At 49.2% G+C, this 24308-nt stretch carries 22 protein-coding genes and 1 riboswitch; of the genes, 11 read left to right on the top strand and 11 right to left on the bottom strand.

Annotated features, from left to right (window positions below):
- The first annotated feature begins 441 nt into the window (after nucleotides 1-441).
- The 11 genes from glnA (at nucleotide 442) to tsaD (ending at nucleotide 11554) form a co-directional block, all read left to right on the top strand.
- On the top strand, nucleotides 442-1782 hold the full coding sequence (gene glnA / locus AB1500_03405) for a type I glutamate--ammonia ligase (protein ID MEW6182211.1): 1341 nt from the start codon (nucleotides 442-444) through the stop codon (nucleotides 1780-1782).
- A 331-nt stretch (nucleotides 1783-2113) separates the two neighbouring features.
- The gene (gene ilvN, locus AB1500_03400; protein ID MEW6182210.1) at nucleotides 2114-2605 is read left to right on the top strand and encodes an acetolactate synthase small subunit; all 492 of its coding nucleotides are present in this window, start codon (nucleotides 2114-2116) and stop codon (nucleotides 2603-2605) included.
- Between the two features lie 670 nt (nucleotides 2606-3275).
- On the top strand, nucleotides 3276-3998 hold the full coding sequence (locus AB1500_03395; protein ID MEW6182209.1) for a gamma-glutamyl-gamma-aminobutyrate hydrolase family protein: 723 nt from the start codon (nucleotides 3276-3278) through the stop codon (nucleotides 3996-3998).
- Between the two features lie 237 nt (nucleotides 3999-4235).
- Nucleotides 4236-4655 (top strand): response regulator, encoded by a 420-nt coding sequence (locus AB1500_03390; protein MEW6182208.1) that lies wholly within the window; start codon nucleotides 4236-4238, stop codon nucleotides 4653-4655.
- 47 nt (nucleotides 4656-4702) lie between these two features.
- A riboswitch (TPP riboswitch) is annotated at nucleotides 4703-4890 on the top strand.
- A gap of 304 nt (nucleotides 4891-5194) precedes the next feature.
- Nucleotides 5195-6238 carry a thiamine phosphate synthase gene (gene thiE, locus AB1500_03385; protein MEW6182207.1) on the top strand — a complete coding sequence of 348 codons (1044 nt, stop codon included), beginning with the start codon at nucleotides 5195-5197 and terminating at the stop codon, nucleotides 6236-6238.
- Nucleotides 6235-7533 carry a phosphomethylpyrimidine synthase ThiC gene (gene thiC / locus AB1500_03380; protein MEW6182206.1) on the top strand — a complete coding sequence of 433 codons (1299 nt, stop codon included), beginning with the start codon at nucleotides 6235-6237 and terminating at the stop codon, nucleotides 7531-7533. The genes thiE and thiC overlap by 4 nt, the downstream gene beginning before the upstream one ends.
- A gap of 98 nt (nucleotides 7534-7631) precedes the next feature.
- The gene (gene thiL, locus AB1500_03375; protein MEW6182205.1) at nucleotides 7632-8633 is read left to right on the top strand and encodes a thiamine-phosphate kinase; all 1002 of its coding nucleotides are present in this window, start codon (nucleotides 7632-7634) and stop codon (nucleotides 8631-8633) included.
- 63 nt (nucleotides 8634-8696) lie between these two features.
- Nucleotides 8697-9182, top strand: coding sequence for a tRNA (adenosine(37)-N6)-threonylcarbamoyltransferase complex ATPase subunit type 1 TsaE (gene tsaE, locus AB1500_03370; protein MEW6182204.1), 486 nt, complete (start codon nucleotides 8697-8699; stop codon nucleotides 9180-9182).
- Nucleotides 9169-9855 (top strand): tRNA (adenosine(37)-N6)-threonylcarbamoyltransferase complex dimerization subunit type 1 TsaB, encoded by a 687-nt coding sequence (gene tsaB / locus AB1500_03365; protein ID MEW6182203.1) that lies wholly within the window; start codon nucleotides 9169-9171, stop codon nucleotides 9853-9855. Before tsaE ends, tsaB begins: the two co-directional genes overlap by 14 nt.
- On the top strand, nucleotides 9848-10345 hold the full coding sequence (gene rimI, locus AB1500_03360) for a ribosomal protein S18-alanine N-acetyltransferase (protein MEW6182202.1): 498 nt from the start codon (nucleotides 9848-9850) through the stop codon (nucleotides 10343-10345). The genes tsaB and rimI overlap by 8 nt, the downstream gene beginning before the upstream one ends.
- Nucleotides 10346-10528: 183 nt before the next feature.
- Entirely contained in the window at nucleotides 10529-11554 is a 1026-nt protein-coding gene (gene tsaD, locus AB1500_03355) for a tRNA (adenosine(37)-N6)-threonylcarbamoyltransferase complex transferase subunit TsaD (protein MEW6182201.1), read from the top strand.
- A 173-nt stretch (nucleotides 11555-11727) separates the two neighbouring features.
- On the opposite strand, the gene AB1500_03350 is transcribed toward tsaD, so the two are convergent.
- The 11 genes from AB1500_03350 to AB1500_03300 all read right to left on the bottom strand — a co-directional run bounded on the left by AB1500_03350 (nucleotide 11728) and on the right by AB1500_03300 (nucleotide 24258).
- Nucleotides 11728-12414, bottom strand: coding sequence for an ABC transporter ATP-binding protein (locus AB1500_03350; protein MEW6182200.1), 687 nt, complete (start codon nucleotides 12412-12414; stop codon nucleotides 11728-11730).
- Nucleotides 12415-12429: 15 nt separating this feature from the next.
- Nucleotides 12430-14931: an FtsX-like permease family protein gene (locus tag AB1500_03345; GenBank protein ID MEW6182199.1), complete on the bottom strand. Its 2502-nt coding sequence runs from the start codon at nucleotides 14929-14931 to the stop codon at nucleotides 12430-12432.
- Nucleotides 14921-15910, bottom strand: a complete 990-nt coding sequence (locus AB1500_03340; protein MEW6182198.1) for a S8 family serine peptidase — start codon at nucleotides 15908-15910, stop codon at nucleotides 14921-14923. Before AB1500_03340 ends, AB1500_03345 begins: the two co-directional genes overlap by 11 nt.
- On the bottom strand, nucleotides 15911-17203 hold the full coding sequence (locus AB1500_03335) for a radical SAM protein (protein MEW6182197.1): 1293 nt from the start codon (nucleotides 17201-17203) through the stop codon (nucleotides 15911-15913).
- A 255-nt stretch (nucleotides 17204-17458) separates the two neighbouring features.
- Nucleotides 17459-18532 carry a radical SAM protein gene (locus tag AB1500_03330; protein MEW6182196.1) on the bottom strand — a complete coding sequence of 358 codons (1074 nt, stop codon included), beginning with the start codon at nucleotides 18530-18532 and terminating at the stop codon, nucleotides 17459-17461.
- Nucleotides 18526-20256: an ABC transporter ATP-binding protein gene (locus AB1500_03325; GenBank protein MEW6182195.1), complete on the bottom strand. Its 1731-nt coding sequence runs from the start codon at nucleotides 20254-20256 to the stop codon at nucleotides 18526-18528. Before AB1500_03325 ends, AB1500_03330 begins: the two co-directional genes overlap by 7 nt.
- 157 nt (nucleotides 20257-20413) lie before the next feature.
- Nucleotides 20414-20515 carry a cyclic lactone autoinducer peptide gene (locus AB1500_03320; protein ID MEW6182194.1) on the bottom strand — a complete coding sequence of 34 codons (102 nt, stop codon included), beginning with the start codon at nucleotides 20513-20515 and terminating at the stop codon, nucleotides 20414-20416.
- Between the two features lie 22 nt (nucleotides 20516-20537).
- Nucleotides 20538-21194, bottom strand: a complete 657-nt coding sequence (locus AB1500_03315; GenBank protein MEW6182193.1) for an accessory gene regulator B family protein — start codon at nucleotides 21192-21194, stop codon at nucleotides 20538-20540.
- 296 nt (nucleotides 21195-21490) lie between these two features.
- Nucleotides 21491-22261, bottom strand: a complete 771-nt coding sequence (locus AB1500_03310; GenBank protein MEW6182192.1) for a LytTR family DNA-binding domain-containing protein — start codon at nucleotides 22259-22261, stop codon at nucleotides 21491-21493.
- 204 nt (nucleotides 22262-22465) lie between these two features.
- On the bottom strand, nucleotides 22466-23812 hold the full coding sequence (locus tag AB1500_03305; GenBank protein ID MEW6182191.1) for a GHKL domain-containing protein: 1347 nt from the start codon (nucleotides 23810-23812) through the stop codon (nucleotides 22466-22468).
- Between the two features lie 251 nt (nucleotides 23813-24063).
- The gene (locus AB1500_03300; protein MEW6182190.1) at nucleotides 24064-24258 is read right to left on the bottom strand and encodes a hypothetical protein; all 195 of its coding nucleotides are present in this window, start codon (nucleotides 24256-24258) and stop codon (nucleotides 24064-24066) included.
- Nucleotides 24259-24308: the final 50 nt, after the last annotated feature.

Genomic DNA, 24308 nt, shown 5'->3' with positions numbered 1-24308 from the left:
AACAAAATAAGTCTCGATTTATAAGTAGAGGTCTGTAACCTCTACTTTCCTTTATTGCAGAAGCTGCAAATCCCTTATTTACAACTGCGGACCGGGATGTGCCGAAAAACGAGTTGAGACCGCGCAAGAATAACGCATACTTTTTGCGGGCCTTTCCAAGAAAGCTATTGTGTTGTGGTTTCATCACATGTTATATTTTTCTCGACTGTTCGCCTCAAAAACGATTGAAACGCCGAACTCCATATCCTTGTCTGTGCGGCTCTTTATCCCAGGCAGCAATCTGGGATGCCCCCGGCAAGCGGCATTAACATTAAGTTGCTCCGGTGCGGCATACAGCGTGGTATGCCGGGCCGTGCGGCATGGTATCATTATAAGATCATGTGGTACAACAAACCCTTTAGAAACGATCCGCTTACTATTTCATCACAGGAAGGTGAATGCTTGGTGACAGACAGAGTTCTAACGGAAGATGTGCTTCTTGCCGCCCGCGATGAGGGCGTAAAATTCATACGCCTTCAATTTACCGACATCTTCGGTATTTTAAAGAACGTGGCAATTCCCGTGGACCAGCTTGAAAAAGCCCTTGCCAATGAACTAATGTTCGACGGTTCTTCTATTGAAGGGTTTGTAAGGATCGAAGAATCGGACATGTACCTCCGTCCGGATCCGAAGACTTTTGTCGTTTTTCCCTGGAGGTCCTCGGAAAACGGCGCTGTGGCCCGGCTAATCTGCGATATCTACAACCCTGACGGCACACCCTTCGCGGGCGACCCGCGTTATATACTGCGCCGTGCGGTTGAGCGCGCCAGTCGGCAGGGCTATTCGATGTTCGCTGGACCGGAAGCGGAATTTTTCCTTTTTCACATTGATTCCGACGGCCGACCGACCACAAGCACCCATGACCGCGCCGGTTACTTTGACCTCGCTCCCGTTGATCTGGGTGAAGAGGCGCGCCGTGACATTATAATAGCTCTGCAAAAACTGGGTTTTGAGATTGAAGCATCGCACCACGAGGTTGCTCCCGGACAGCATGAAATCGACTTTAAATACTCCGACGCTTTGGATACCGCAGATAAAATAGTCACCTTTAAGTTCGTCGTCAGGGTGATCGCTCAAAAGCACGGTCTCCACGCTTCTTTTATGCCCAAACCGGTTTTCGGGATTAACGGCTCCGGAATGCATACCAACCTTTCACTTGCAAGAGACGGGGAAAACGCCTTTTTTGATCCCGAAGGCCCCCTGCAGTTGAGCCCTGAGGCATACCACTTCATGGGCGGAATAATGAAACACATCAAGGCGATTACCGCTATAGCCAACCCGACGGTTAACTCTTACAAGCGGCTTGTTCCGGGGTACGAAGCCCCTGTTTACATCGCATGGTCCTGCCGCAACCGCAGTCCGCTAATCCGTGTTCCGGCCAAGCGCGGGATGTCCACGAGGATAGAGCTGCGAAGCCCAGATCCTTCGTGCAATCCTTACCTTTCTCTCGCTGTATGCCTCCACGCGGGACTGGAAGGGATCGAAAAGCAGATTGAGCCTCCTCCCCCGTGCGACCAAAACATTTACGAAATGAGCGAAGCTGAACGCCTGGACCACGGCATCGATACTCTTCCCGGAAACCTGTATGCCGCTGTCCAAGAGTTGCAACGGGACCCTGTAATACGGGACGCCCTAGGCGAACACGTTTTCGACCGGTTTATAACCGCAAAACTTATCGAATGGGACCGCTATCGGACGATGATTCATCCTTGGGAACTGGAGGAATACCTCACGAAGTTTTAATCGAGCGCCGTATGCGGCCTCACAAAGGATGAAAATGTAGACCGGTAATGCGTTTACTTAGATGCAAAAGAGTATCATAAACGGAACGCGGCGATCGCTTGGGCAGTGCAAGGAACCGAGCACTCAATTCAACTAAATAATAGCAATTTCATAAAAACGTTAAATGTCGTCAAAACCACTTGTTTTTTGCCAGGGAAAGTTTGAGTGCTGGGGGAGGCGAACCGGGCAATCGGGAATTGAGACGTGGGAAGTTGGAAGTTGGCAGTAATGCGTTGCTCATCGCCGCGCCCTGAGAAAGAAGTACTATTATCAAGGGAGGGGGTGGCGGATTATGAAACACACCTTAGCCGTGCTGGCGATTAACAAACCAGGGGTGCTCGCGCGTATCTCAGGGCTTCTGAGCCGCCGGGCGTTCAACATCGAAAGCATTACCGCCGGCCACACGGAGCAACCTAATGTTTCCCGTTTAACGCTTGTTGTTCAGGGAGACGACAGGGTTATTGACCAGGTGGTAAAACAGGTTTCCAAGCTTATAGACATCCTGAAAGTGGAGCACCTCGAAACAGATCTTATCGACCGCGAACTGGCCTTGATCAAAGTTAAGGCCGACCCCTCGCGGCGCTCCGATATCGTCGACATCGTTGAGATCTTCAGGGCGCACATAGTCGACGTGGGCAAGGAAACAATGGTGGTCGAGATGACCGGCGACGGCGAAAAAATCGATGCCCTGTGCTCGGTATTGAACGAGCACGGCATTCTCGAGATGGTGCGCACCGGCAAGGTCGCCCTAAATCGGGGAGCGCGTTTGGTAAAGAGCGGCTGACTTCCCCAATTAAGGTTCGGCTGTTTGTCCTGTCACTGACCCAGACAAGCCGGACCCACCAGCACTCAACTGTACGTTAAAACTGCTTTACATCGTTACGCAATGCGACTTAGAACGCCGCGTCATAGGATCAGCAAGTTGCGTGCCGGGTCATCACGGAGGCACGGAGTTAACAGAAAACAGAAATATCAAGACCAGATAACAAAAATGGTAACTATTCAGGCACGAGTTTTAGGTCCCTAATTCATCCAGCACTCAGTGAGTCATTATACGGAATTATTGTTACTATTAGCCGATTTTCTCCTCTGGATACTAACGATAAAAGACGGATTATACGAAACCAGACCTGCCTTTCCGAGAATGAAAAACCTGATACTTGTTAGTAGATGATAGACTATCTACTAAGACTATCTTAGTTTCTTTGTTCTGACTACTGAATAGTATTCAGCATCAATCCGGTGTTCGGCAGGATATCGGTTGGCTCTATCCTTACCTTCAAGAAGGAGACTTTGTCATAATATGACCGAGTTGAGTGCTGGATGCTTTTTGACCCTGAATAGATATAAAAGAATTATAGAAGCATTTCGCTTTCTCTGTGTTCTCAGTGTCTCTGTGGTTAATATTGTTTCCTTATCTGCATTCCGCATTCAGAATCTCCGGAGGTGTTCCTTTGATACCGATCATAGGGATTACCGCCGCTTATAATGAAGACGAAGAGCGGTTATTCCTGAGCCGATTTTACGTTGATGCGGTATCGGCTGTCGGAGGGCTGCCGCTTGTAATCCCGCCGCTCCATCCGGATGCGGCGGACGCGGTTTTCGACAGTATTGACGGTTTATTACTGTCGGGCGGCGGAGACCTTGATCCTTTTCATTTTGGTGAAGAACCCCTCCCCTGCACCGGGCAAATCAGCCCACGGCGTGATGTTTTTGAATTGACGCTGGCCCGGACCGCTGTTCTCAGGCGGCTTCCGGTCCTGGGGGTCTGCAGGGGAATGCAATTACTAAATGTGGCGGCGGGCGGCAGTATCCATCAGGACCTTTCCCAGGGAGCAACCCAACCGCTGAAGCATGATCAGGATGCGCCGCGCTGGTACCCTACACATACCGTGCGAATCCAACCTGGGTCGAAACTTGGCGTGATTTTCGGCAGGCTGGAGATAAGGGTCAATTCCTTTCACCACCAGTCCATAAATCGGTTAGCCGAGGGATTCAAATGCACCGCGCGGTCGCCGGACGGAGTCGTGGAAGGGATTGAATCCGGCAGTCTGCCTTTTGCTGTCGGCGTGCAGTGCCATCCTGAACTCATGTGGGAAAAAGATTCTATTTTCCGCAATATATTTGCCGCTTTGGTAGATAGTTGTTCACTAAAACGTTCGAATTCTACGACCTGACAAAAGTCATCGCCAGCCAACTTTTTATTCAGGCAACCGATTTCTAAGATATATTTTAATAACAGGTGGTATTTTTCTATTTACTATAATGTACCATTATATACCTCTTAAAATTTATTTATAAGCGGCAGGATTTCAATGCCTTTAATAGAAATAAAATAGTTAACTTTATTGACAACTTTTAACGTAATTTCTAATAGTTCGATAAGTTGTCATGTTTTGTCGGAGAATGATGATATGTCGGGAAAAGCGTTGAATATTTTAATCGTCGATGACCAGTCGGAAATACGTGAAATCTTGGAGATGTTTTTTTTAACGGAAGGGCATTCTACCAATCAGGCCAAAAATGGGCGTGAAGCGATTAAGATAGCCTTTGCCTCCAAACCGGATCTTGTTTTTTTAGACGTTAAGATGCCGGTTCTCGACGGTTTTGGCGCCTTAAAGGAAATAAGGCAGCTTACCCCCGAGGTGGAAGTTGTCATGATGACCGCCTGCCCTGAGGTTGACTTCATAACCAGGGCCTTCAAAGAAGGTGCGGTTGGTTTCCTGGGAAAGCCTTTTGATATGGCGGCAGTAAAGGCAATACTGCAAGGAGTATTGAAAAAGAAGGACCCCGCCCCTTCCCCGGACGAAAAGGAATTCTCAGCGATGGCTTAGCCGCAATGGCCGGCCGGGAATCATGTGAAATGTTATATAGTGAACTTATTTGCCCATAGGGGTGCTCAGCGCTCAATTCAACGTAGGTTCGGATTTTTTCTTAACTACGGTGTCCTAGTGCTGAGCTGAGAAAACTTCGACACTCCCCGTCTCGCTTTTTGCAGACCGGATGTCGGTTTACCCTTATGAACCTGAACTGGATAATGCCAGCGGAGGGAATGGGAAAAAGAAATAACACCCCTTCCGAGGGGTATTTGTTTTTCCGTAACTATTCAGCCACCCCATTGGGCGCGGCGATAGGCTGCGCATAGCTTTGTCGGCGCCACCGGCCGGATGCTCACGTACGTTTTAAGTACGCTCTGCTCCGTCCGGCGTCGTCCTTCGCGCTCTGCTTGCCTCTCACCGCGTTCCGTCAGTGTAACGCAACAGGGTGAATAGTTACGTTTTTCCTTAAGTATTCAGTGAACTTCGTAAATTTAACCTGTCTCAGAGAAAATGTAAGGGCTATAATAATCGTAAAGGGATTCGGGTGCAGGCGTATGCGAGCAGATGTATTAAACCGCGTTTTTGACGCAAACCTTAACCGGGCGCGCGAAGGTTTACGAGTACTTGAAGATATCGCGCGTTTTGTCCTTGAGGACGCGGATCTTGCCGAACGCGCAAGAAACGCCAGACATGTGCTTAGGACTCCGCCGGGCATCGACTACGGTCAAATTATCGAGGCAAGAAGCGTCTCGAGGGATTTTGGCAGTGAATACCCCGCCCCGCACCACAGGGGACTTGTTTCTGTCGTTATCGCCAACGCACGGAGGGTTCAGGAAGCGGCCCGTGTGCTGGAAGAGACGGCGAGAAACCTGTGCTTCGATTCGGTAGAAGATTTTAAGCGACTGCGGTATACCGCATACCAGCTCGAACAGGATATTTCCAAGAAATCGCGAAGCGTTTGGAGGAACTCTTTACTCCACAAACCGCTTCTCTATGTGATCGTTGGATTGGAGCATACCGTTTCAAAAGCCGTTGTCGACGTTACTCGTGATGCAATATTGGGCGGGGCGGGAATTGTTCAGTTAAGGGAGAAGAACCTGTCGTCGAAGGCGTTCCTGGCAGAGGCTCAGGTGCTGCGCGAGCTGACCCGGGACGCCGGCATACCGCTGATTATTAACGACCGGGTGGATATTGCCGCTGCGGTCGGCGCCGACGGGGTACACCTCGGCCAGAACGACCTCCCGGTAATTTTCGCCCGTAAGCTGCTCGGAGAGAGTGCGATCATAGGCGTTTCAGCGCATTCGGTTGCCGAAGCCGCTGCCGCCGAAAAAGACGGTGCCGATTACATCGGCTTCGGCCCTGTTTTCGCGACATCTACAAAACCCGATCTGCAGCCTCTCGGCACGAAAATACTGCGCGATGTATTACGGACAGTCCGTTTGCCGGTGGTCGCCATCGGCGGTATTACGCCTGACAACATCGGCGAGGTTACAGCCGCCGGAGCAAAACGTGTTGCTGTGATAAACGCCGTTGCGGGATCGCCGGAGGTTGCGGCAAGAGTAAGGCTTCTACTTAGTTTATTGGGGGGGTCGTGTTGACTCAGTTGCAGGAAGCAAAAAAGGGTATTATAACACCGGAAATGGCCGGTGTGGCGGCCCGGGAAGGTTTATCCCCGGATTTTATCCGTGCAGGGTTAGCTGCGGGAACGATAGTGATACCGGCAAATAGAAACCATCATACCCTCAAACCGCATGGTATCGGCAAGGGGTTGAAAACGAAAGTAAACGCCAATATCGGTACGTCGACGCAGTTTCCCGACATCGGACGGGAGCTCGTAAAACTGCGGACGGCGTTGTCCGCGGGCACGGATGCGGTAATGGATCTCAGCACCGGCGGAGACCTCGACGCACTCCGCCGGCAAACCATATCCGAGTGCCCGGTACCTGTGGGTACGGTGCCCATTTACCAGGCAGCGGTGGAAGCGCAGAAACGCAATAACAGTATCGTCGAGCTTGATCCGCAACAGCTTTTTGATGTTATATACCGGCAGGCGATGGACGGCGTGGATTTCATCACGGTACACTGCGGTGTTACCCTGCACAGCGTGCGGCGTCTTCAATCGCAGGGACGTGTGACTGACATCGTCAGCCGCGGCGGAAGTTTTATTACAGGATGGATGCTTCATAACAATCTGGAAAATCCTCTGTACACCGATTTCGAACGTCTTTTGGACATCTGCCTGGAATTCGACGTTACCTTGAGCCTTGGAGACGGATTAAGGCCAGGCTGTCTTGCTGACGCGACCGACAGGGCCCAGGTTGAAGAACTGATTATACTGGGCGAACTGGTGGACCGGGCGAGGGAACGCGGTGTGCAGGTCATGGTGGAAGGTCCCGGACACGTTCCTTTGAATCAGATTGCGGCGAACATCGTTCTCCAAAAGTCCCTCTGCCGTGAAGCGCCGTTTTACGTTCTGGGACCGCTGGTTACCGATGTAGCGCCGGGTTACGACCATATCACTTCCGCTATCGGCGGCGCTCTGGCAGCGATGGCGGGAGCCGATTTCCTGTGCTACGTGACCCCGGCGGAACATCTCGGGTTGCCCACCGCCGAGGATGTTAAAGAAGGCGTCATCGCCACCCGTATAGCAGGTCATGCGGCGGATATCGTTAAAGGCGTTCCGGGCGCCTGGGAATGGGATCTGGCGATGTCGCGTGCGCGTAAGAACCTCGATTGGGACGGTCAACTATCACTGGCCATCGACCCCGAAAAGGCGCGCCTGCTTCGAAAGGAGCGCAACCCCGTCGATATCAAGGAGTGTACGATGTGTGGTGAATTCTGCGCCATGCGTTTGGTGGCCGACTTTCTCGGCGTTAAGAAGACCGGCTGCTGAATTGGGAGTCCAGAGGCGGGAGATTCGCATACAGGACATTCGCAGAAATCAACTTCGGATGATTTCCTTATCTTTTTCGGGAGGTCTAATAACCAAATATGAAGTTATCGGAAATCGGCGAATTCGGATTAATCGAGCGTCTTTCAGCGAACATCGGTTACGGAACCGGTGTCGTTAAGGGAATCGGCGACGATGCCGCGGTCCTGGATTTCGGTGAGCGCTGGCTGCTGTTTACTACCGACGGCCTGGTCGAAGGTGTTCACTTCCGCCTTGGACAATGTCCTCCCGAAGACATAGGGTATAAAGCCCTGGCGGTGAGCGTCAGCGATATCGCTGCTATGGGCGGCACACCGGTTTACGCGGTTGTGACGATCGGTCTTCCGGACGATTTCTTCGTAGAAGACACCCTTCTCCTTTACCGGGGGATGAAGGAGGCAGCTCAAGAGTTCGGCGTATCTCTTGTGGGCGGCGATACCATCAGCTCACCGGTCCTTTTGATAAACGTCGCTTTGCTTGGAGAAGCTTTGCCGGGCCGTACGCGCTACAGGAACGGCGCGCAGCCCGGGGATATAATATGCCTGACGGGTTCTTTGGGAGGAGCCGCCGCAGGACTTTACCTGCTGGAAAACAATGATGTCGAATGTCCGGAACCACTGCGGAATTTTCTTATCGGAAAGCACCGCCGTCCCAAGCCGAGAGTCGAAGCAGGTTTGATTTTGGCATCGATCAGCCAGGTGCATTCTTTGATTGACATCAGCGACGGTCTCGCCTCCGACGTCAAGCACATCGCCCGTGAGAGCGGTGTCCGTTGCGACATCTTTAAAGCCGCGGTTCCGGTTGATCCTGCCACGGAGTTCCTGGGGCGCCGTACCGGAACGGAACCCATCGAATGGGCGCTGTACGGCGGCGAGGACTATGAGCTTCTTTTCACAACCGCCCCGGGGGCCATGGGCGATGTTTTTGCTGCTCTTTCGGAAGCAGGCGCCGCCTGCCGTCCTGTGGGAAAGGTTTCCGCAGGAGCCGGTGTAAGGCTTATTACACCCGATGGCGTTGAATCGGAATTCGAGAAGATGGGGTATGAGCATTTCAGCGGCGGTTAAGATTTGCCGAAAAAGGTAATGTATATTATTCGGGGGCGGAGGATTAAAAGGATTGTATTATAGATGTTCGATTTTAAAATAGAAAGTGGTTCCCCCGAATTCACGCGCGCTTTGGGAGAACTTCTCGGGAGGTTGCTTAAACCCGCGGGTGTTGTGGCGTTACTGGGAAACCTCGGAGCGGGAAAAACGTGTTTCACCCAGGGCGTTGCCCGGGGGCTGGAAGTCGCAGAACAGGTAACCAGCCCCACCTTTGTATTGATTAAAGAGTACCGAGGTCGTTTACCCCTTTACCATTTTGACGCTTACCGCCTCAGAAGTCCGGAAGAATTAACCGATCTCGGCGGAGAGGAGTACTTCTTCGGACCGGGTGTCTGCGTCATAGAATGGGCCGAGCGTGTCGCCGAAGCTTTACCTGAGGACCGTATCGAGGTTGAGCTTTCTGAGATACCGGGAAAAGAAAACGCAAGGATTATCCTCTTTCGTGGTTACGGACCGGTCGCTCGAGCTGCCGTGGAGGAATTAATACGTGCCCTGCATGCTGGGGATTGAAACCGCTACCGACGTCTTAAGCGTCGGTATAGTCATGGACAATAAATTCGTTGCAGAGCGCTCCGTTTCCGGGAAGAAGCTGCATTCGGTGCGTCTAATACCCTTCATCAAAAATGTTTTGGCCGATGCTGCATTGACTTTAAAGGACTTAGACGGCATCGCCGTTTCCAATGGGCCCGGTTCCTTCACCGGCATCCGGCTTGGGGTGGTCACCGCTCGAACACTCGCCCAGGTCCTAGACCTTCCGGTAGTCGGAATTTCAACGCTGCTGGCCCTGGCAGCGCCCCTTCTTACAGGGGGAATACCTGTTTGCGCCTTAATCGTCTCGCGCCGCGACGAGGTTTACGCCGGCGTATACCAGGCCGCCGGCGAAGTGCCGTCTGCGGTCGTGCCGGCCTTTGCGGCCGCACCGGCGGATGCCGCCCACAGGCTTCAATCCTTCCAGAAGGTGATCCTTACCGGCGAAGGCGCCCATACCTTCCGAAAGACCTTTGAGGATACGCTTGGAAGCAGGTCGTTGTTTGCTCCGGAAACAGCACACCCTCAAGGCACGGTAATAGCCGGTTTGGGACTGATAAAACTCACCTCCGCCGGTGGTTCAGGCTACTCCGAATTACTTCCCGAATACTTTCGCCCACCGGCAATCACTGGAGGATCGTACCGTGATGGTTGAAATCGTCCGGATGGAACCGGAGCACATCGACCAAATCCTCCATATTGAAAAGGTTTCTTTCCCCCAACCCTGGAGCAGGGAAACCTTCCTCTTTGAAGTAGTCCTGAATCAGCTTGCGGACTATGTTGTAGCGTTACACGACAACTTCCTGGTTGGTTACGGCGGGATGTGGCTGGTCCTCGATGAGGCGCATGTCACGAACATCGCCGTCCATCCTCTTCATCGCAATAAGGGAATCGGCAGGAGAATCCTTCAGGAATTGATTAGGCGTGCCTCCGGACGCGGCTTAAAGCAGATGACGCTAGAAGTCCGTCCCTCCAATTCGCCGGCCCGGAAACTTTATGAAGAGCTTGGTTTTGTTCAAAGGGGAGTCCGTAAGCATTACTACCAGGATAATAACGAGGATGCGATTATAATGTGGCTTGATAATCTTACGGAATTCCCGGAGTTACCGTCACGCGCGGATAGAACCACAGATGGACACGGATAGACACAGATTTTATTTGTCAGTGCGTTAATTGTAGAGTAGGCTGTACCCACCTTTTCAGAAGTCGGAGGTCGGAAGTCGGAATGCAAAGTTGTAGGATGGGCTGTGCCCACCAACTTAGACCTAAAAGGTCTATTCGTTAATCTTGAACTTTGAACTTTGAACCAGTACAGGGAGCGACATACTTTGAGCATATTGATTCTCGGTATAGAAACCTCTTGCGATGAAACCGCGGCGGCGGTCGTTGCGGACGGACGGACCATCATCTCCAACATTGTGGCGTCACAGGTCGATATACACGCGCGGTACGGTGGTGTGATCCCGGAAGTGGCATCGCGGCGTCACATTGAGTCGCTTAATTCGGTTATTGCCGCGGCGCTTTCGGATGCCGGCGTAGGCTTCCCGGACCTTGACGCGGTTGCGGTAACCTGCGGCCCCGGTCTCCTCGGTTCGCTTCTGGTGGGATTGATGGCGGCAAAAAGCCTTGCCTTTGCGCTCGATATCCCGCTTATCGCGGTCAACCATGTGAAGGCCCATATCTACGCCAATTTTTTAAACGAGCTAGAAGTTCCTTTCCCTTTCGTAGCCCTTGTGGTTTCCGGCGGCCATACCGACATTGTTTACGCCTCCGGCCATAGCGATTTCAACCTTTTAGGACAGACTAGAGACGACGCCGCCGGTGAAACGTTCGATAAGGTTGCCCGGTATCTCGGTCTCGGATATCCCGGCGGTCCCTTAATCGAACAATCAGCCCTGCATGGGAAACCGGACGCTATTCCTTTCCCGCGCGCCATTCTTGAGGAAGGTAGCCTCGATACCAGCTTCAGTGGTCTCAAAACCGCCGTCGTTAATTATGTCAACCAAAGCCGTCAAAAAGGCACGCCGGTTGACCTGCCGGACCTAACCGCCAGTTTCCAGGCCGCAGTCGTTGATGTCCTGGTCGGTAAGGCCTGTGCGGCAGCCAAAACCCGCAATGCAAGGGCGCTTCTTTTAGCGGGTGGGGTGTCGTCCAACGGGTATCTCCGGATGCGTTTTTCCGAACAAACAGACCGTCAAAACATCCGGCTGATCGTCCCTCCGCCTTCTCTCTGCACGGATAACGCGGCTATGGTCGCCGCAGCCGGATACTTTCAATTCCTGCGGAGCGATTTCGCCCCCCTGTCCTTAAACGCGGACGCGAACCTGCCTTTAGGGCAAAGTGCGCCTGATTAAACTTCCGAGCGAAACAACCAAAAAAGATGCCGATAAGAAAAATATTAATACCGAATAACCACCATTCAAAATGGGTTTTCATTTCCTGTGTATAAAGCTTCCAGTATAGCCCCTTTTGCTGCATTAGAGAAAATAATTATTACGTTTACTACGTGGTGCTTAATATTGCCCTATTATTGACAAGAAACACCGTCTTTTAATGAGACCTGGCGATCGCCGAATCGCAATAGCTCTTGGTTATGCGTTACCATCACGACCGAACTCCCAAATATATTGCGAACGTCTTTAAGCAGCTTCATAACCTGATTTCCGCTCTCTGAATCCAAATTGCCGGTCGGCTCATCGGCAATGATCAGGACCGGGTCCATTACAAGCGCCCGCGCAATGGCAACCCTTTGTTGTTCTCCACCCGAAAGCTGATCGGGATAATGATCGAGGCGTTCCTCTATGCCGAGCATCAGACCGAGCTCTTCGATCTTCTCTTCTTTTTGGCGCATATCGACGCCCGCAATAAGCAGCGGCAAGGCGATATTCTCTCGCGCCGTCAGGGGGCTTACGAGATGAAACTGCTGAAACACAAAGCCTATATGCCCGCGTCGGAACAGTGTTAACTCTTCATCACTCATTGAATTTAGGTTCTGCCCATTTATCACAACTTCACCTGATGAAGGCGTATCAAGTCCGCCCATCATATAAAGGAGTGTGCTCTTACCAGATCCGCTCGGACCAGTAATCATCAAGAATTCTCCGCTCATAACCTGAATATCCACGCCTTTTATGGCTGGAATCTCTTTCTCATCGATTTTAAAAACCTTTCTAATCTGCCGTGCATCAAGCACAACCTTTTTTCGATTACTCATCCTGACCTCCTTCGATTACTCATTCCTGACCTCCTGAATCACAGCCATTCTACCCACAAACCGGGCGGGCACCAATGATGCAACTACCGCGGAAACTACGGCAAGCAGAAGAATCAGTGCAATCGCCCACCAGGACAGGCTAAACACAAAAACATGTCCCTCTTGCTGGGCGGCTGATGCGAGCCCTTTAATTAGTACCCAAACCATGAATATCCCACCAATCAGACCTGCCGACGTCCCAGTAATAGCGCAGATAATGCCCTCTAGCGCAACTGAGTGGCCTATCTGTCGTCTAGTCGCTCCAAGAGCCCTTAACATAGCGATCTCTCTCCTTCTATGCCACACGCTGGCCAGCATGGTATTTGAAAGGCTCAAGAAGCTTACTAAGTACAAGATTCCTGCTGTTCCGATAAGAGGTAACGCTTCGTTAGTTAAGACGTCTCCCCATACATCCCTTCTTAGACCATCATCGCTGATTAAACGAAGTTGGGGGTAGAACCTCGACAAATATGACCGTAAATCGCTCTCGAGCTTAGAGGAAGGCCTCGCCTTGATGAGAAGTCGGCGATCGTAGATCATACCCAGACGGTTACCTGTTTCATCTGTAACGAACGCCCCATCGTTTCCCTGAACCGGGTCAATGCCGACAACACCCGCCACGCGAACCGGTAACGAGTCATTTCCCGCCAGATCGCTTAAGACAAGCTCGTCTCCGGCACGTAGGTCGAGCCTCTTTGCAGTTTGCTTGGTAACTGCAAGTTCCTGCACACCCAACGCTGTTAATATGCGTCTGTCTTTGCTGTGTAGGCCGGCAATATTAGAGTAGGCGCCCGGATTGACAGCGACCACCGTAATACCGGACATGGTCGCGCTCGTCCTTGCCGCAAACTGCTCGATCCTAAGTGCGGTGACTTGCTCTACATCAGCAAACTCCTGAATAACCCGACGCAGGTCCCCTATAAAGCCGCTAGCATAATAGTTTTTTGACCTGGAATCGATGCCATACTCGCTCGGAAATTCCTGTTTATGAGATAACACTTTACTCTCAAATACGCTGGTGCTCCCGGTAATTAGACCGATAAATACGATAGCAAAAGCTAAAAACGATAACGCTGCCCCAATATGAGCCCCTCCCGATGTAGCAAATGATGGGGCAGCCAGCGCAAGCGCAGGGCGCCTTCGCTGAACACGGATCAATGCGCGGGTTAGCATAGGCACCACATTCGCAAGGAGAAGCAAAAGCCCGAGAAGGTAGAAACCGATACCAAAGAACGCCAAGACCGCCATCGATTTTCCTTCCGGGTTCGTTCCAAACATATGAAAGCTTATGAACCCGAAAATAATAGCGAGCATTCCAAGAGCGATGAGGTTATATCGGACCCTCCTCCTGCTGCCTTGAGGAACATATGAGACTGCCTCCAAGGGTTGTACGGATGATGCTTTCCTAGCAGGACGAAGCATTGCCAGTAACGTTGTTACCAACGTCAGCATAAAGGTTATTGCAATTGGAGTAGCTGAAAATAGCGACACGTTAGCTGACATGGGGCTCTGCTGCAAGAAGGAAGGCCCAAGTACATGGAGTGTAGTTACAAACAACATCCCGATCAGTATTCCGACACACGATGCGACCACGGCAAAACAGATCGCTTTCATCATCATGAACCGCTTTAACCAGCGCCTTGTTGCTCCCTGCAGGCGTAAAAGTCCCAGTTCGCGTCGCTCCTGCGTTACTGTCAATGAAAAAGTATTATATACAACAAACGCCGCAATAAACAGCGTAAAAGCGCCATAAGTTATGGTGCTTAACGGAATGGTGCCACCCTTGCGCATTTCAGGGGCTATGAGGGTGCTACTAATAAATTTAGCTCTAACGCCCGTTATCCTCTCTATTGCTCCAAGTCGATCAGGGACATCGTTTAGCTCAATCCGGTTTACCAAGCCGTCTAGATTAAAGTCTCGCTGTAACCCAGAAAGTGTAAATACTATGTACCCAGGGCTAGCCTCAGAATAGCTATCTTCTACAAGACCGACAATGCGCTTAGTAACAGCTTTATCATATCTGGGCACGATCATTCTCTTACCGACAGATAGCTTATTCTGGGCCGCAAATGCCCTGCTTATCGCGATTTCTTCGTTCAATTTTGGAAGACGACCTGATGATACTCTTATCTTATGCAAAAGTTTACCCGGCATGGTACCCGTATCTAACCCGACATATATAAGTCTATGGCTACTATCCACCCAATAAGTATAAGGAATCAATATCGGAACCGCCGTAACGCCAAGCGATCTCAGCTTGGAATTCAGGTCTTGCCAAGCGATATATTTCTGGACATCGAATCTGACTTTCCCAAAGACAAGATCATTAGAACCCTGCAGCCTTATCGCGTGTCGTGTTACTTCCAAATAAAAGGCCGTGTATAGAGTAGCCGACGCCAAGGCCAGTGCAAAAAGCGCCGTTAAGAACCGGCCCCGGTGCCGTTTTATGTCGGCAAACAGCAGCGCTCTACGTAACACCCGCCAACCCCTCCTCAATATATAAAGCGAGAGAATCTACCGATTCGAGTGTCTTCAACGATAAAGACCAATCATCTATCTCTATCGCAAATTCCAGTTCAATAGCATCAAGCAGTCGTGCAGCAGTCACCGGATTGAGTTGGTTAAAAAGAGCCTCCCCTTCGTTATAATTGATACCGAAACGTTTTATTATCTCTGAGACCCTCTTTATAATGTCGTGATTGGGTTTACCGGCAAATCCCTTATTTTGTGAATTAGGAATCCGGAAGCATGTTGCACCGCATTCGGATTTATGATTTATTAGTGCTTTACATATATCATCTAAGCAAGTAATGTCAAACTTCTCGATCAGTAGAGCGCTAATTGCACTGATCTGTGCTGCGGCAAGGCTGCTTCCTCCCATAAAAATTCTTCCTCCCCCCAGCCATCGCACGCGCTGCGGTTCGCCGCGACCAAGGAACAAACGCGGCGGGCAAAAGCCATACGAATACCTGTGAAGCATCATACCCCCCGCAACCGGTATAACCGTCTTAAATTGTGCTGGATAGCTTAGCGTTTGGCTGTTTAGTGCGGCAACAAGCAAAACACCGTTTTTAGCCGCTTGTTCGCAAGCGCCCTCTAATAGTTCACGGGAAGATTCGCTTATTGTGCCCAAGCTTAAATTAACTACCTGCATCTGCTGTTCGATGCACCATTGTATTGCTTCCAATAAAACTCGGGCGCTCGCTTTTGGCTCATTTATAAAAATCTTAACTGGAAACAAGAGCGCCTTGGGTGCGATGTGCGAGATAATACCAGCACATGCTGTCCCATGCCCAAAACTATCAGCAATAGCAGTGCCATATCTTATATCTCTATTGGCAGCTGAGATGGACACACCGCCAGCCTTTTTATACCAAAGATCGGATGCATCAGGACTTAAGCCACTATCAATGATAGCGATCTTGACTCCTTCGCCGGTTAGACTGGTAAAGTCCATTTAATTCCCCCATATAATTCGCTGCAAATCGTATTGGTGAGATTTACAATCAGATATGATACGTGGCCCAATATTATCAGAGAATTGAGGCATATCGGCAAGACAATAACCGCAGAAGTAGCGAACATCACACTCCTTACAATCCTCCCTGTTATCTACTCCGAAAGAAGCTACCAGCTTTTCATTAAAATCTTGCGATAGTAAATCATCTAAAGAGTCGTAATCGAGGATATTTCCCATCGCCGCCTTCTGCGATAGAACGCTGGCACATGGCCGCACATCCCCGTTAGCTAAGATCGCAATCCGCCGGATGCCGGCACCACAGTTTTCACACGCCTTCATCTCGTTCCGCACTTTTTGTAGGTGTCCTGCAAGTCCTATTTCGTCTATCCTTTTCTTCGCCTTAGTGCGAAGGCTGTTGTTTACTTCATCGGAAACAAGCTCTAGCTTATCCCTATTTTTAAAGCCCCTTCCAATGGGATGAAACTGCCGAAGCATATACTCGATACCAAGTTGCTCATTCAGCTTAATGTAATCTTCAACCTTATGCGCATTAAATCTATTGATGACCATCGAGGTCGAGATCCGGTTAAAACCAAGTGCTTTCAGCCGCTTAATGCCAGCTATCACTGAGCTGAATGCACCCTTGCCGCGAACCGGCGCACTCGATTCCTCGTCGGCACCGTCAAGGCTGATCTCAACCCAGTCGACATACCTGGTAACCATCTGGCAGGTCTTTTCGTCTAAGAGAACGCCATTGGTTTGTAGGCTAATTCCCCTGCCCTTTAGAAAAGCATGTTTTAGTATGTGTTCGATATCATTTCGCAGTAAAGGCTCACCACCAGTTATAACGAATACCGCATTCCGATCATGTGCAATGGTATCTATAATTCTCAGGACTGTTTCAGTCGGCAAGTCGTTGTTCGGAAAAATAGGCCTGGACGACAACGAACACGTCAAGCATGAAAGGTTACAGCGGTCGGTCACGATAATATATGCCTCGAAAACTTCCCGCGGCCCGGGTGGGGGATCTTGGCCTTGCCGTAATAAAATACCTGCCCTGAGGAGGTTATCAAACATTCGCTCCATTGAGCACGTGTCTATGCCTAATGATTGGTATGCATGCGATAGAGCATTCGCATGCACCCATTCCGATGCAGCCGCAGAAGTAATCATCTTTGCTAGATCGTTAGGAAGCCGTGCCCACTTACCGTTTTGCAGATTAACTAGTAACGCTCTCTCAGGGCCCTCTATTAACCTAACTTTATTAGATAACCTAACTCTACCATCCATAAAAACACCTCCTGAAGATAACCCATCTTTTAAAGGGCATGCACAGGGCTGTCTCAGGGCTGCATTATTCTAATACCAGCAAGTGCCGGCACAGTCCCAACGCCAACCACAGCCGCCGTTGTAATAGTAAGATGAATAGTGATAGTAGCTGTAACAATCACTCCAACACAAGTACGGCTCAACATCAAGACCAAATACCTCGACATCTTCGGACGAGGGTTTGATTTCTAACGACATATTAACACCTCCTTCCACTTAAGATTGTGCTCTTTTTCTAGCCCTGATTCTCAGCTTTCCCTGTGCATTGCCCGAGAACTTATCGGTTAAACTAAAGAGCAACTGCTGATATTGGCAGTAAAAACCCGAAGGAAGATTTATGTTACCGGATAGCCGGTAATTTACCAGTACACACCTTGCACTCTCACAGCATTCAAAATAAGCGCACTTCCCGCATGTGTTCTTCCGTTCCTCAGAGCTTACTCCACTGTAAATACGCATTATTTTCTCGTCGTCAAAACCTTCAAGGATGTTACCGATCCTAAATTCCGGCTGATTCACAACATACGAACAAGGGTAAAGATTAGCATCTGGACCGATGACAAAATACGAGTGATCGGCACCGGCATAGCAAGGCTTCATCGGTCGTTTACTTTTTTGCGTGAGGACAGGTATTGTAACATTCGGGTTTTCACTAAGCCAGTTTGCAATCTCCCTTATTTCAGCTTTGCACACGGCAAAGCTTTTTTCATCCCAATCCGAATTGAAATAATCCGGCACGGGTTTGATCTCTGAGCATCCAAGTTCAGCAAGGTACTTAACGCTGTTTGCAAGATTCCCTACTGTAGCAGGGGTAAAAGTAATCCGAGCCACAGGCGAAAGCCCCTCCGATATCGCCGTCTTAAGCGAACACTCAACAGTACTAAATGTGGGTGACCCGTTCACAAAGGGGCGATGTTCACTGTGTATGTGTTCCGGCCCATCGATGCTTATGGCAAGGCTTATCGGCTTATTCTTGAGAAAATCGATAACTTGACAGCTCAACAGGGTACCGTTTGTTGTTATTACGAAACTCGATGAGACGTCCAGCCTTGCAGCTTCGTTTATTACTTTGGTAACGGTGTTAGCTAGCAATGGAAACTCTAACAGAGGCTCACCGCCGGAAAACACAATACCTATACTCCCTTCATTGCTTTTTTTGATTTGCTCAAATACGAAATCAATAACCCGCCCAATCTGATCATGAGTAAGTCGGTTTTTGGTTTTGTTTTTGAAATAGCAATATGAGCAGTCTAAGTTGCACATATCAGTCAAGTAAAGTGTTACTAGCATATCACTTTCCCCCTATCAGTCTTTGAGCACTCGGCCACATTCATTTTCATCGACGAACACTCGCCTATTTTTATTACTTTATCTGCATACTTTGCAAGCGCTAAGCGGTGTGTTACAACGATTAAAATGCGGTCTCCCAAAGAAGTTTTGAGTTGCCTTATCAGTGCTTCTTCTGAGGCATAATCGAGAGCTGACGTGGATTCGTCAAGGATCAAGATTTCTTGCTTCCGTAAAAGCGCCCTTGCTATCGCAAGCCTTTGCCTTTGGCCACTCGATAGCGTACAACCTCGCTCGCCAACTTGGGTATTAATGCCCAATGATAAATTTGAAACAAATTCTCTTAAGCCTACAAGATTGAGGGCGCTATCAATTAGTTCAGGTGAAGGATCATTCCCAAGACATAAATTTTCATAAATTGAACCATGTATGATAAAAGGCTCCTGAGGCACTATGCTTACATGCCTTCTTACAGCATCTTTTGGTAGTAAGCGTAGATCTTTCCCACCAAGCGTAATTGAGCCAACGCTTACATCCTGCTTCCTGACAACTAGATTTGCAATGGTTGTCTTGCCAGCACCATTTGGACCTTGTACAACAGCAAACTCCCCTGGATTAAGCTTAAACGACAAATCCTTAATCAGAAGTTCCTGTCCTGGATAGCTAAAGCTTACATTGTTAAACTCAAGCTCACCTTTCAATCCACAGCTACTATTCCGAATGCCATTGGTTTCTTTAGACGATTCGCAATCAGGCTCTTCCAGCAGATTGCTTAATCTGCTAAACACCGCTCGACTTGACTGTATATCGAGATTGACATGTGCAAGTACGCTAACAGAAGAAAAGAGACGGAAAAAATATACGTTAAATGCCATTAAACCACCAATGGTTAATTGATTATTAAATATTGAAAAGCTACCAAAACCAAAGATGAACACTAGCGCAAAGGCGCCAATAAACCCGGTACTTAATTTGGACCCGCTCATCACTTTTGCAAAATTGATCGTATAGTCAATCTGTTTCAAGACTTGCTTCTGATACTTTTTCTGAAGAAATACCTCCTGCCCAAGCAGCTGTAGCTCAGCCATGCCACTTACGGATTCCTGCAAAAACGCGCTGATCTTACCGATTTGTTCTCTTAGCGTCAGTGCCAGCTTACTAATTTGCTTACCGAAATACCGCTGAACAACAAAGAGAACTAGAAACGATATTAATAATACTATGTATAAGCGCCAATTAATCGCCACCATAAGGACACTGATTACTATCACTGTAAGACTTTCCGCTAACAACGAAGCTAAACTTCGTAAAGGAGCATCAAGAAACGCTGCGTCAGCTTCAAGGCGAGCTATAGTATCACCAGTCTGCTGCTTGGTAAGATATTCTGCTTGTTTATGGGTTAAGTTTGCATAAGCCTTATGCCTGATGTTGCCGATAATTCTTTGACTCAGAGAAGTATACTGCACATCTTTGAGATAGTCAGATACCCCTCTGACTATCTCGGTTATTAAAATAGCAGTCAATAGGAGCATGAGTAAACGAACATCCTTATGGCCTATGGCTTCATCAACGATTAGCTTCATAAAATAAGGGGAAGCAGCATTTGAAATGCTCAATATAAGGAAGAGGGCTAAAACGAAAAAGTAACTAAGAAGATATGGTTTTGCAAACCATAACAGCACTCGTGTAGCATGCTGTGTATCGATTATTTTGATCTGGGTCTCCATACGATACTCTCCTCGTAGAACAAATACTTACCTTAAGTAACCGAAGTGAGCGACACAAAACCGTGGTAATTAAAGGTAACACCTTTTAATCGGTTGCACGAATTAATTTGGATATTCTAAATAAGTTGGTTCAAAAGCAGAAGCAGCTTTCCGCCAACTAATGTTCCTTTTGTATTTCCGGCTGATACCACCAGATAAAACTTGCCGGCTTGATACCTATAGCTGCTACGAACAATGCAACTATTACAAATGACCTCACAATTTGAATAAAAAGCACTTTTCTAAACCTCACTAGCACCACCGTAAACCTCCTTACCCTGACGATTTATAATTATCCACATATCATATCTTTTAATGAGTCTGTAACCTATAGGTGTAAGACTTAAACCTTGCGCCAGCAGTGCCAAGAAGATAGCAAATGCAAGTGATTTATAACCGTTTACTACTAAGTAAAACATACCCATCAGCAAGAAGTGCAGGTAAAATAGAGACAAAACTTTAAACAGCCGCTGCTTGGGCGGCGTTAGTTCCACACCCGGCACCTTCCCCGGTGCCCACCGGAAAGCTACAAAGCAACAAAATAAGTAACAAATAATGATCAGATAAAACAGCCAGCAAGATGAAAGTGAAAATCCGTAAATTGCAGATACCTTACCTATCGCAAGGTAAACGCCGATACCCAACAGCAGACAGCGTCCATATCCACTGCAATGGGCCCCGCCCGCAAGCAGCCGGAAAACACTTCCGGCTGACAAAGCCACCGCAACCTCCGCTACGATATTTAATGCCCACGCAACAGCAAACAGGAGCACACCTTTAATCATGGTACCGATGATGATTTCCAATCCGAAGCGTAAAGAATCCACGCGTTCATTCGGCAGGTCTGCTTGGTTGGCAAGGTATAGAGCCAACTTTGTCGCAACCTGAGCCAGGTTCATTAAAATTACCTCCTGATATGGAAGGCGCTTCAGCCATATGCCGGACCAAGTACTAAGCCAAATTCCCTTCAATATATATTGTTGAGGAAATGTTCTTCCTTGTCCACCCACTTTGTCCAAATACTACAATTTCATGTCTGAAAACTACATATCCATGTCTGAAAGCTACAAAATCGTGCACAAAACTTTTCTAAAGTATAAAGGGGTACAGGGGTAAGTTAAAGCAAGTCATAGAGGTGAACACAATGTAGCAGGACTGAAAAAGGATTAGTTCGTACCTGTGCAGAATCGTTCCATCATTCTCTTTTCACACGCTTTTTCGTTTCCAGTAATTCCCTCAGTTCCCGGAACTTTTCCGAAGTAATCAGCGCCCTTTTTTCGGTGTGGGCCATGATAAGTTCGTAGGTTCGACCGGCCGGGATGATTTCTTGCACCATTTTCAGGTTGACGATAAACCCCTTTTGGGTGTGTAAAAATGGATACCCACCCATTTCCTCTGCCAGGGTGTTGAGATTCTCGCTGGTTTCCAGCCAGCCATCCACATGGTAAATTACCGTCCGGCGCCCTTCCCTGGTAATGAAAATGATATCCTTCAGGTGTAACATAACCAGTCTGGAACCCGTGCGAAACAGGCGCAAATCCTCCGGGGGTACTTCCGATAGACGGGATAGCGCAGGTACGTGTTGTTCGACAACCCGGCCGTTGAGATGCAAACGTAAACGTTCCAGAGTCTGGCGGAGGCGCTCGATTTTAAAGGGCTTGACGAGGTAATCGCAGGCGTAGACCTCAAAGGCATCTTCCCGGTATTGGTCGTAGGCCGTGATGAACACAAAGTACGTTGAGGGGTCGCGATGGAAGATATCCCGGGCCAGCGTTGCCCCGTCTTTTACCGGGAGGTCGATATCTATGAAAACCACCCGGGGCCGCAAGGTTTCAAACAGCGCGAGAGCCTCCGCTCCGTCCGCCGCTTCGCCCACCACCTGCACGTCGCCGCTTTCTTCGGCGACTTTTTTCAACACCCGCCGCATCTCCGGGTCATCTTCGGCAATCAACACGGTAACCGGCATTTATTACATTCTCCTATCGAAAATAGACCAACCGCCAAGACGCCAAGAACGCCATGAATTAAAACAATAAATACCGGATATAACAGGCAAATGCCATTTCTAACGCTAATTTTCATTCCTCGTTGTGCCGCCTAAGGCGGCATGGGTTACTCCTTCTACAATTCAAGTATTATTCGGGGCTGTTTTTAACCCTCCGTCGGAGGGTTAGACTGCAGACGCATGCTCATCCAAGGGAAGCGATACCCTAAAGACGGTTTCGTTACCATGACAAGTAACCGTAATGGTTCCGCCGTATTTCTCCACTATCTTTCTCACGCTTGCCAGACCCAATCCCGCATGGCCTTCCTTTGTAGTACAGCCCTCCTGAAAAAGCCGTGTACGCTGCGTTATATCGAGCCGGCCGCGGTTGGCCACGCTAATGAAGCAGCCTTTCTGATCGCGCTTAATCTCCAGGTGGACAATCCTTTCCTCAGACGGATTATTTTCGACAGCCTCCAGGGCATTATCCAGGAGGTTACCAAACAGCGAGGCAACCTCCAGCAAGTTCAAAGGTAACTTTTCCAGCGAGCATTCGGTGACCGGTTCCAGTCTGATCTGTTTGGCCTCAGCCAGCGCCAGCTTAGTATACAGCAGGGCCGTAACGTAGAGATTGTCCGTACGTATTAGTTCTAAGGGAGCGCTTATGGTTTCGTGGGTTTTCCGGATGTATTGCCGTGCCTCTTCGCAACAACCGGTTTCCAGCAAACCGTAAACGGTCTGGAGTTCATGGTGAAAGTCATGGTGCTGACGGCGAACCAATCGGAGCAGTTCGCCGATATGCATAAGGCTTTCGGCGGTTTTCCCGGCCGCGTATGCACCCGCTACGGCCCGGCTGACAGCCTGAATTTTTATAGGGGTAAGGGCAGTAAGAATCAAAACGGCCAGTGCCATGCCGATAAGAAAAACGGACAGGTAGCGGGTTGGAAACGCACCGGTCCGAGAGGCCAAAAAAGCCGTATTCAGTATAGCGAGAAGTATAACGGGCAATATAGCGAGCAGGTATACTAAGAAATAAGACCTATTTAAACTATGCCATTCGCTGCTGTCTACCTGGTAGCCCGGGGGTGGTCCGAGCAGGTTGAAACCAAAGCGCCGGCATAACCAGGTAATTAGCCCCAGAAGCGCAGCTTCCGGAATAAAAAAGGGAATCCGCAGGTATGGATGCTTTAACACGTGAGTGAGGGGATAGCCTGTAAGGTGTATTAACAACGGTACAGTAACGGTTTCGATAGCCTCATAGATAGTCAAACCCAGCAGGCCGGCCAGCGCCGCTACCCGCCAGTCCATACGCACAACCAGGCGGATTACGCCCACAAAAACGGCTGCCAAGAAGACGGTGTGTGCGCCAAAGGGCACCGGGGATAATCGTACCAGGTAAGCCGCCCCTGCCTGCAAAGCACCAATGGCCGCCAGTTGCCGCCACCGAGGCCGGACCCCGACCAATACCAAGCCCAGCATCGCAACCAGGATCGCTTCGGGGAAAGATATCAGAATCACGGTTATAAAGGTCATACGGTCCACGGAAAGTCCCCTTTTTTAAAGCCCCCGCCCTGGAACACTTCAGCGTTGCACGACAATAATTAATGAAGATTTGCAGCATTTTGCCGAATCAGCCTGCTTCCTGTCTGGTTAGTATTTCTATATAATTCCACTATATCCTTCCGGGGTTTTCCATAACCAACTAAACAACGACATAAAATTATAAACTCGAGCTTTACTTGGGAAATGTAATGTGTTATGAAAATAATGTGTTTCGGAAAGCACTAAAAACATCCCATCTGACACTCTTTTATCTTAATGCCCAGCGCATCGCAGGCTGCGCCCACTAGTTTAAGCGGAACGTCAAGCTCTTTGGCAAGCGCATGCGCGGCAGCACAGGTTATTCTCTTTTCCGGAGCGGCGCCACGCACCGCATCAAGCACCTTTTCCGGAACCTCACCGATTGTTTTTTCCTTCAACCTTTTACACCCCCTCCTGAAAGTTTATAATAATTCTAACCCAGGTGGGA

The sequence above is a fragment of the Bacillota bacterium genome (assembly GCA_040755295.1).
Classification (GTDB): Bacteria; Bacillota; Desulfotomaculia; order Desulfotomaculales; family Ammonificaceae; genus SURF-55.
Note: the sequence above shows the minus strand (reverse complement) of the source record. Positions and strands in the feature narration are given on the sequence as shown.

Bases quoted from the DNA above. Each gene is read 5' to 3' on its own strand.
- ilvN (MEW6182210.1), top strand. From the start codon at position 2,114: ATGAAACACACCTTAGCCGTGCTGGCGATTAACAAACCAGGGGTGCTC.
- AB1500_03390 (MEW6182208.1), top strand. From the start codon at position 4,236: ATGTCGGGAAAAGCGTTGAATATTTTAATCGTCGATGACCAGTCGGAA.
- thiE (MEW6182207.1), top strand. From the start codon at position 5,195: ATGCGAGCAGATGTATTAAACCGCGTTTTTGACGCAAACCTTAACCGG.
- thiL (MEW6182205.1), top strand. From the start codon at position 7,632: ATGAAGTTATCGGAAATCGGCGAATTCGGATTAATCGAGCGTCTTTCA.
- tsaE (MEW6182204.1), top strand. From the start codon at position 8,697: ATGTTCGATTTTAAAATAGAAAGTGGTTCCCCCGAATTCACGCGCGCT.
- tsaB (MEW6182203.1), top strand. From the start codon at position 9,169: ATGCTGGGGATTGAAACCGCTACCGACGTCTTAAGCGTCGGTATAGTC.
- rimI (MEW6182202.1), top strand. From the start codon at position 9,848: ATGGTTGAAATCGTCCGGATGGAACCGGAGCACATCGACCAAATCCTC.
- AB1500_03350 (MEW6182200.1), bottom strand. From the start codon at position 12,414: ATGAGTAATCGAAAAAAGGTTGTGCTTGATGCACGGCAGATTAGAAAG.
- AB1500_03340 (MEW6182198.1), bottom strand. From the start codon at position 15,910: ATGGACTTTACCAGTCTAACCGGCGAAGGAGTCAAGATCGCTATCATT.
- AB1500_03335 (MEW6182197.1), bottom strand. From the start codon at position 17,203: ATGGATGGTAGAGTTAGGTTATCTAATAAAGTTAGGTTAATAGAGGGC.
- AB1500_03330 (MEW6182196.1), bottom strand. From the start codon at position 18,532: ATGCTAGTAACACTTTACTTGACTGATATGTGCAACTTAGACTGCTCA.
- AB1500_03325 (MEW6182195.1), bottom strand. From the start codon at position 20,256: ATGGAGACCCAGATCAAAATAATCGATACACAGCATGCTACACGAGTG.
- AB1500_03315 (MEW6182193.1), bottom strand. From the start codon at position 21,194: ATGAACCTGGCTCAGGTTGCGACAAAGTTGGCTCTATACCTTGCCAAC.
- AB1500_03310 (MEW6182192.1), bottom strand. From the start codon at position 22,261: ATGCCGGTTACCGTGTTGATTGCCGAAGATGACCCGGAGATGCGGCGG.
- AB1500_03305 (MEW6182191.1), bottom strand. From the start codon at position 23,812: ATGACCTTTATAACCGTGATTCTGATATCTTTCCCCGAAGCGATCCTG.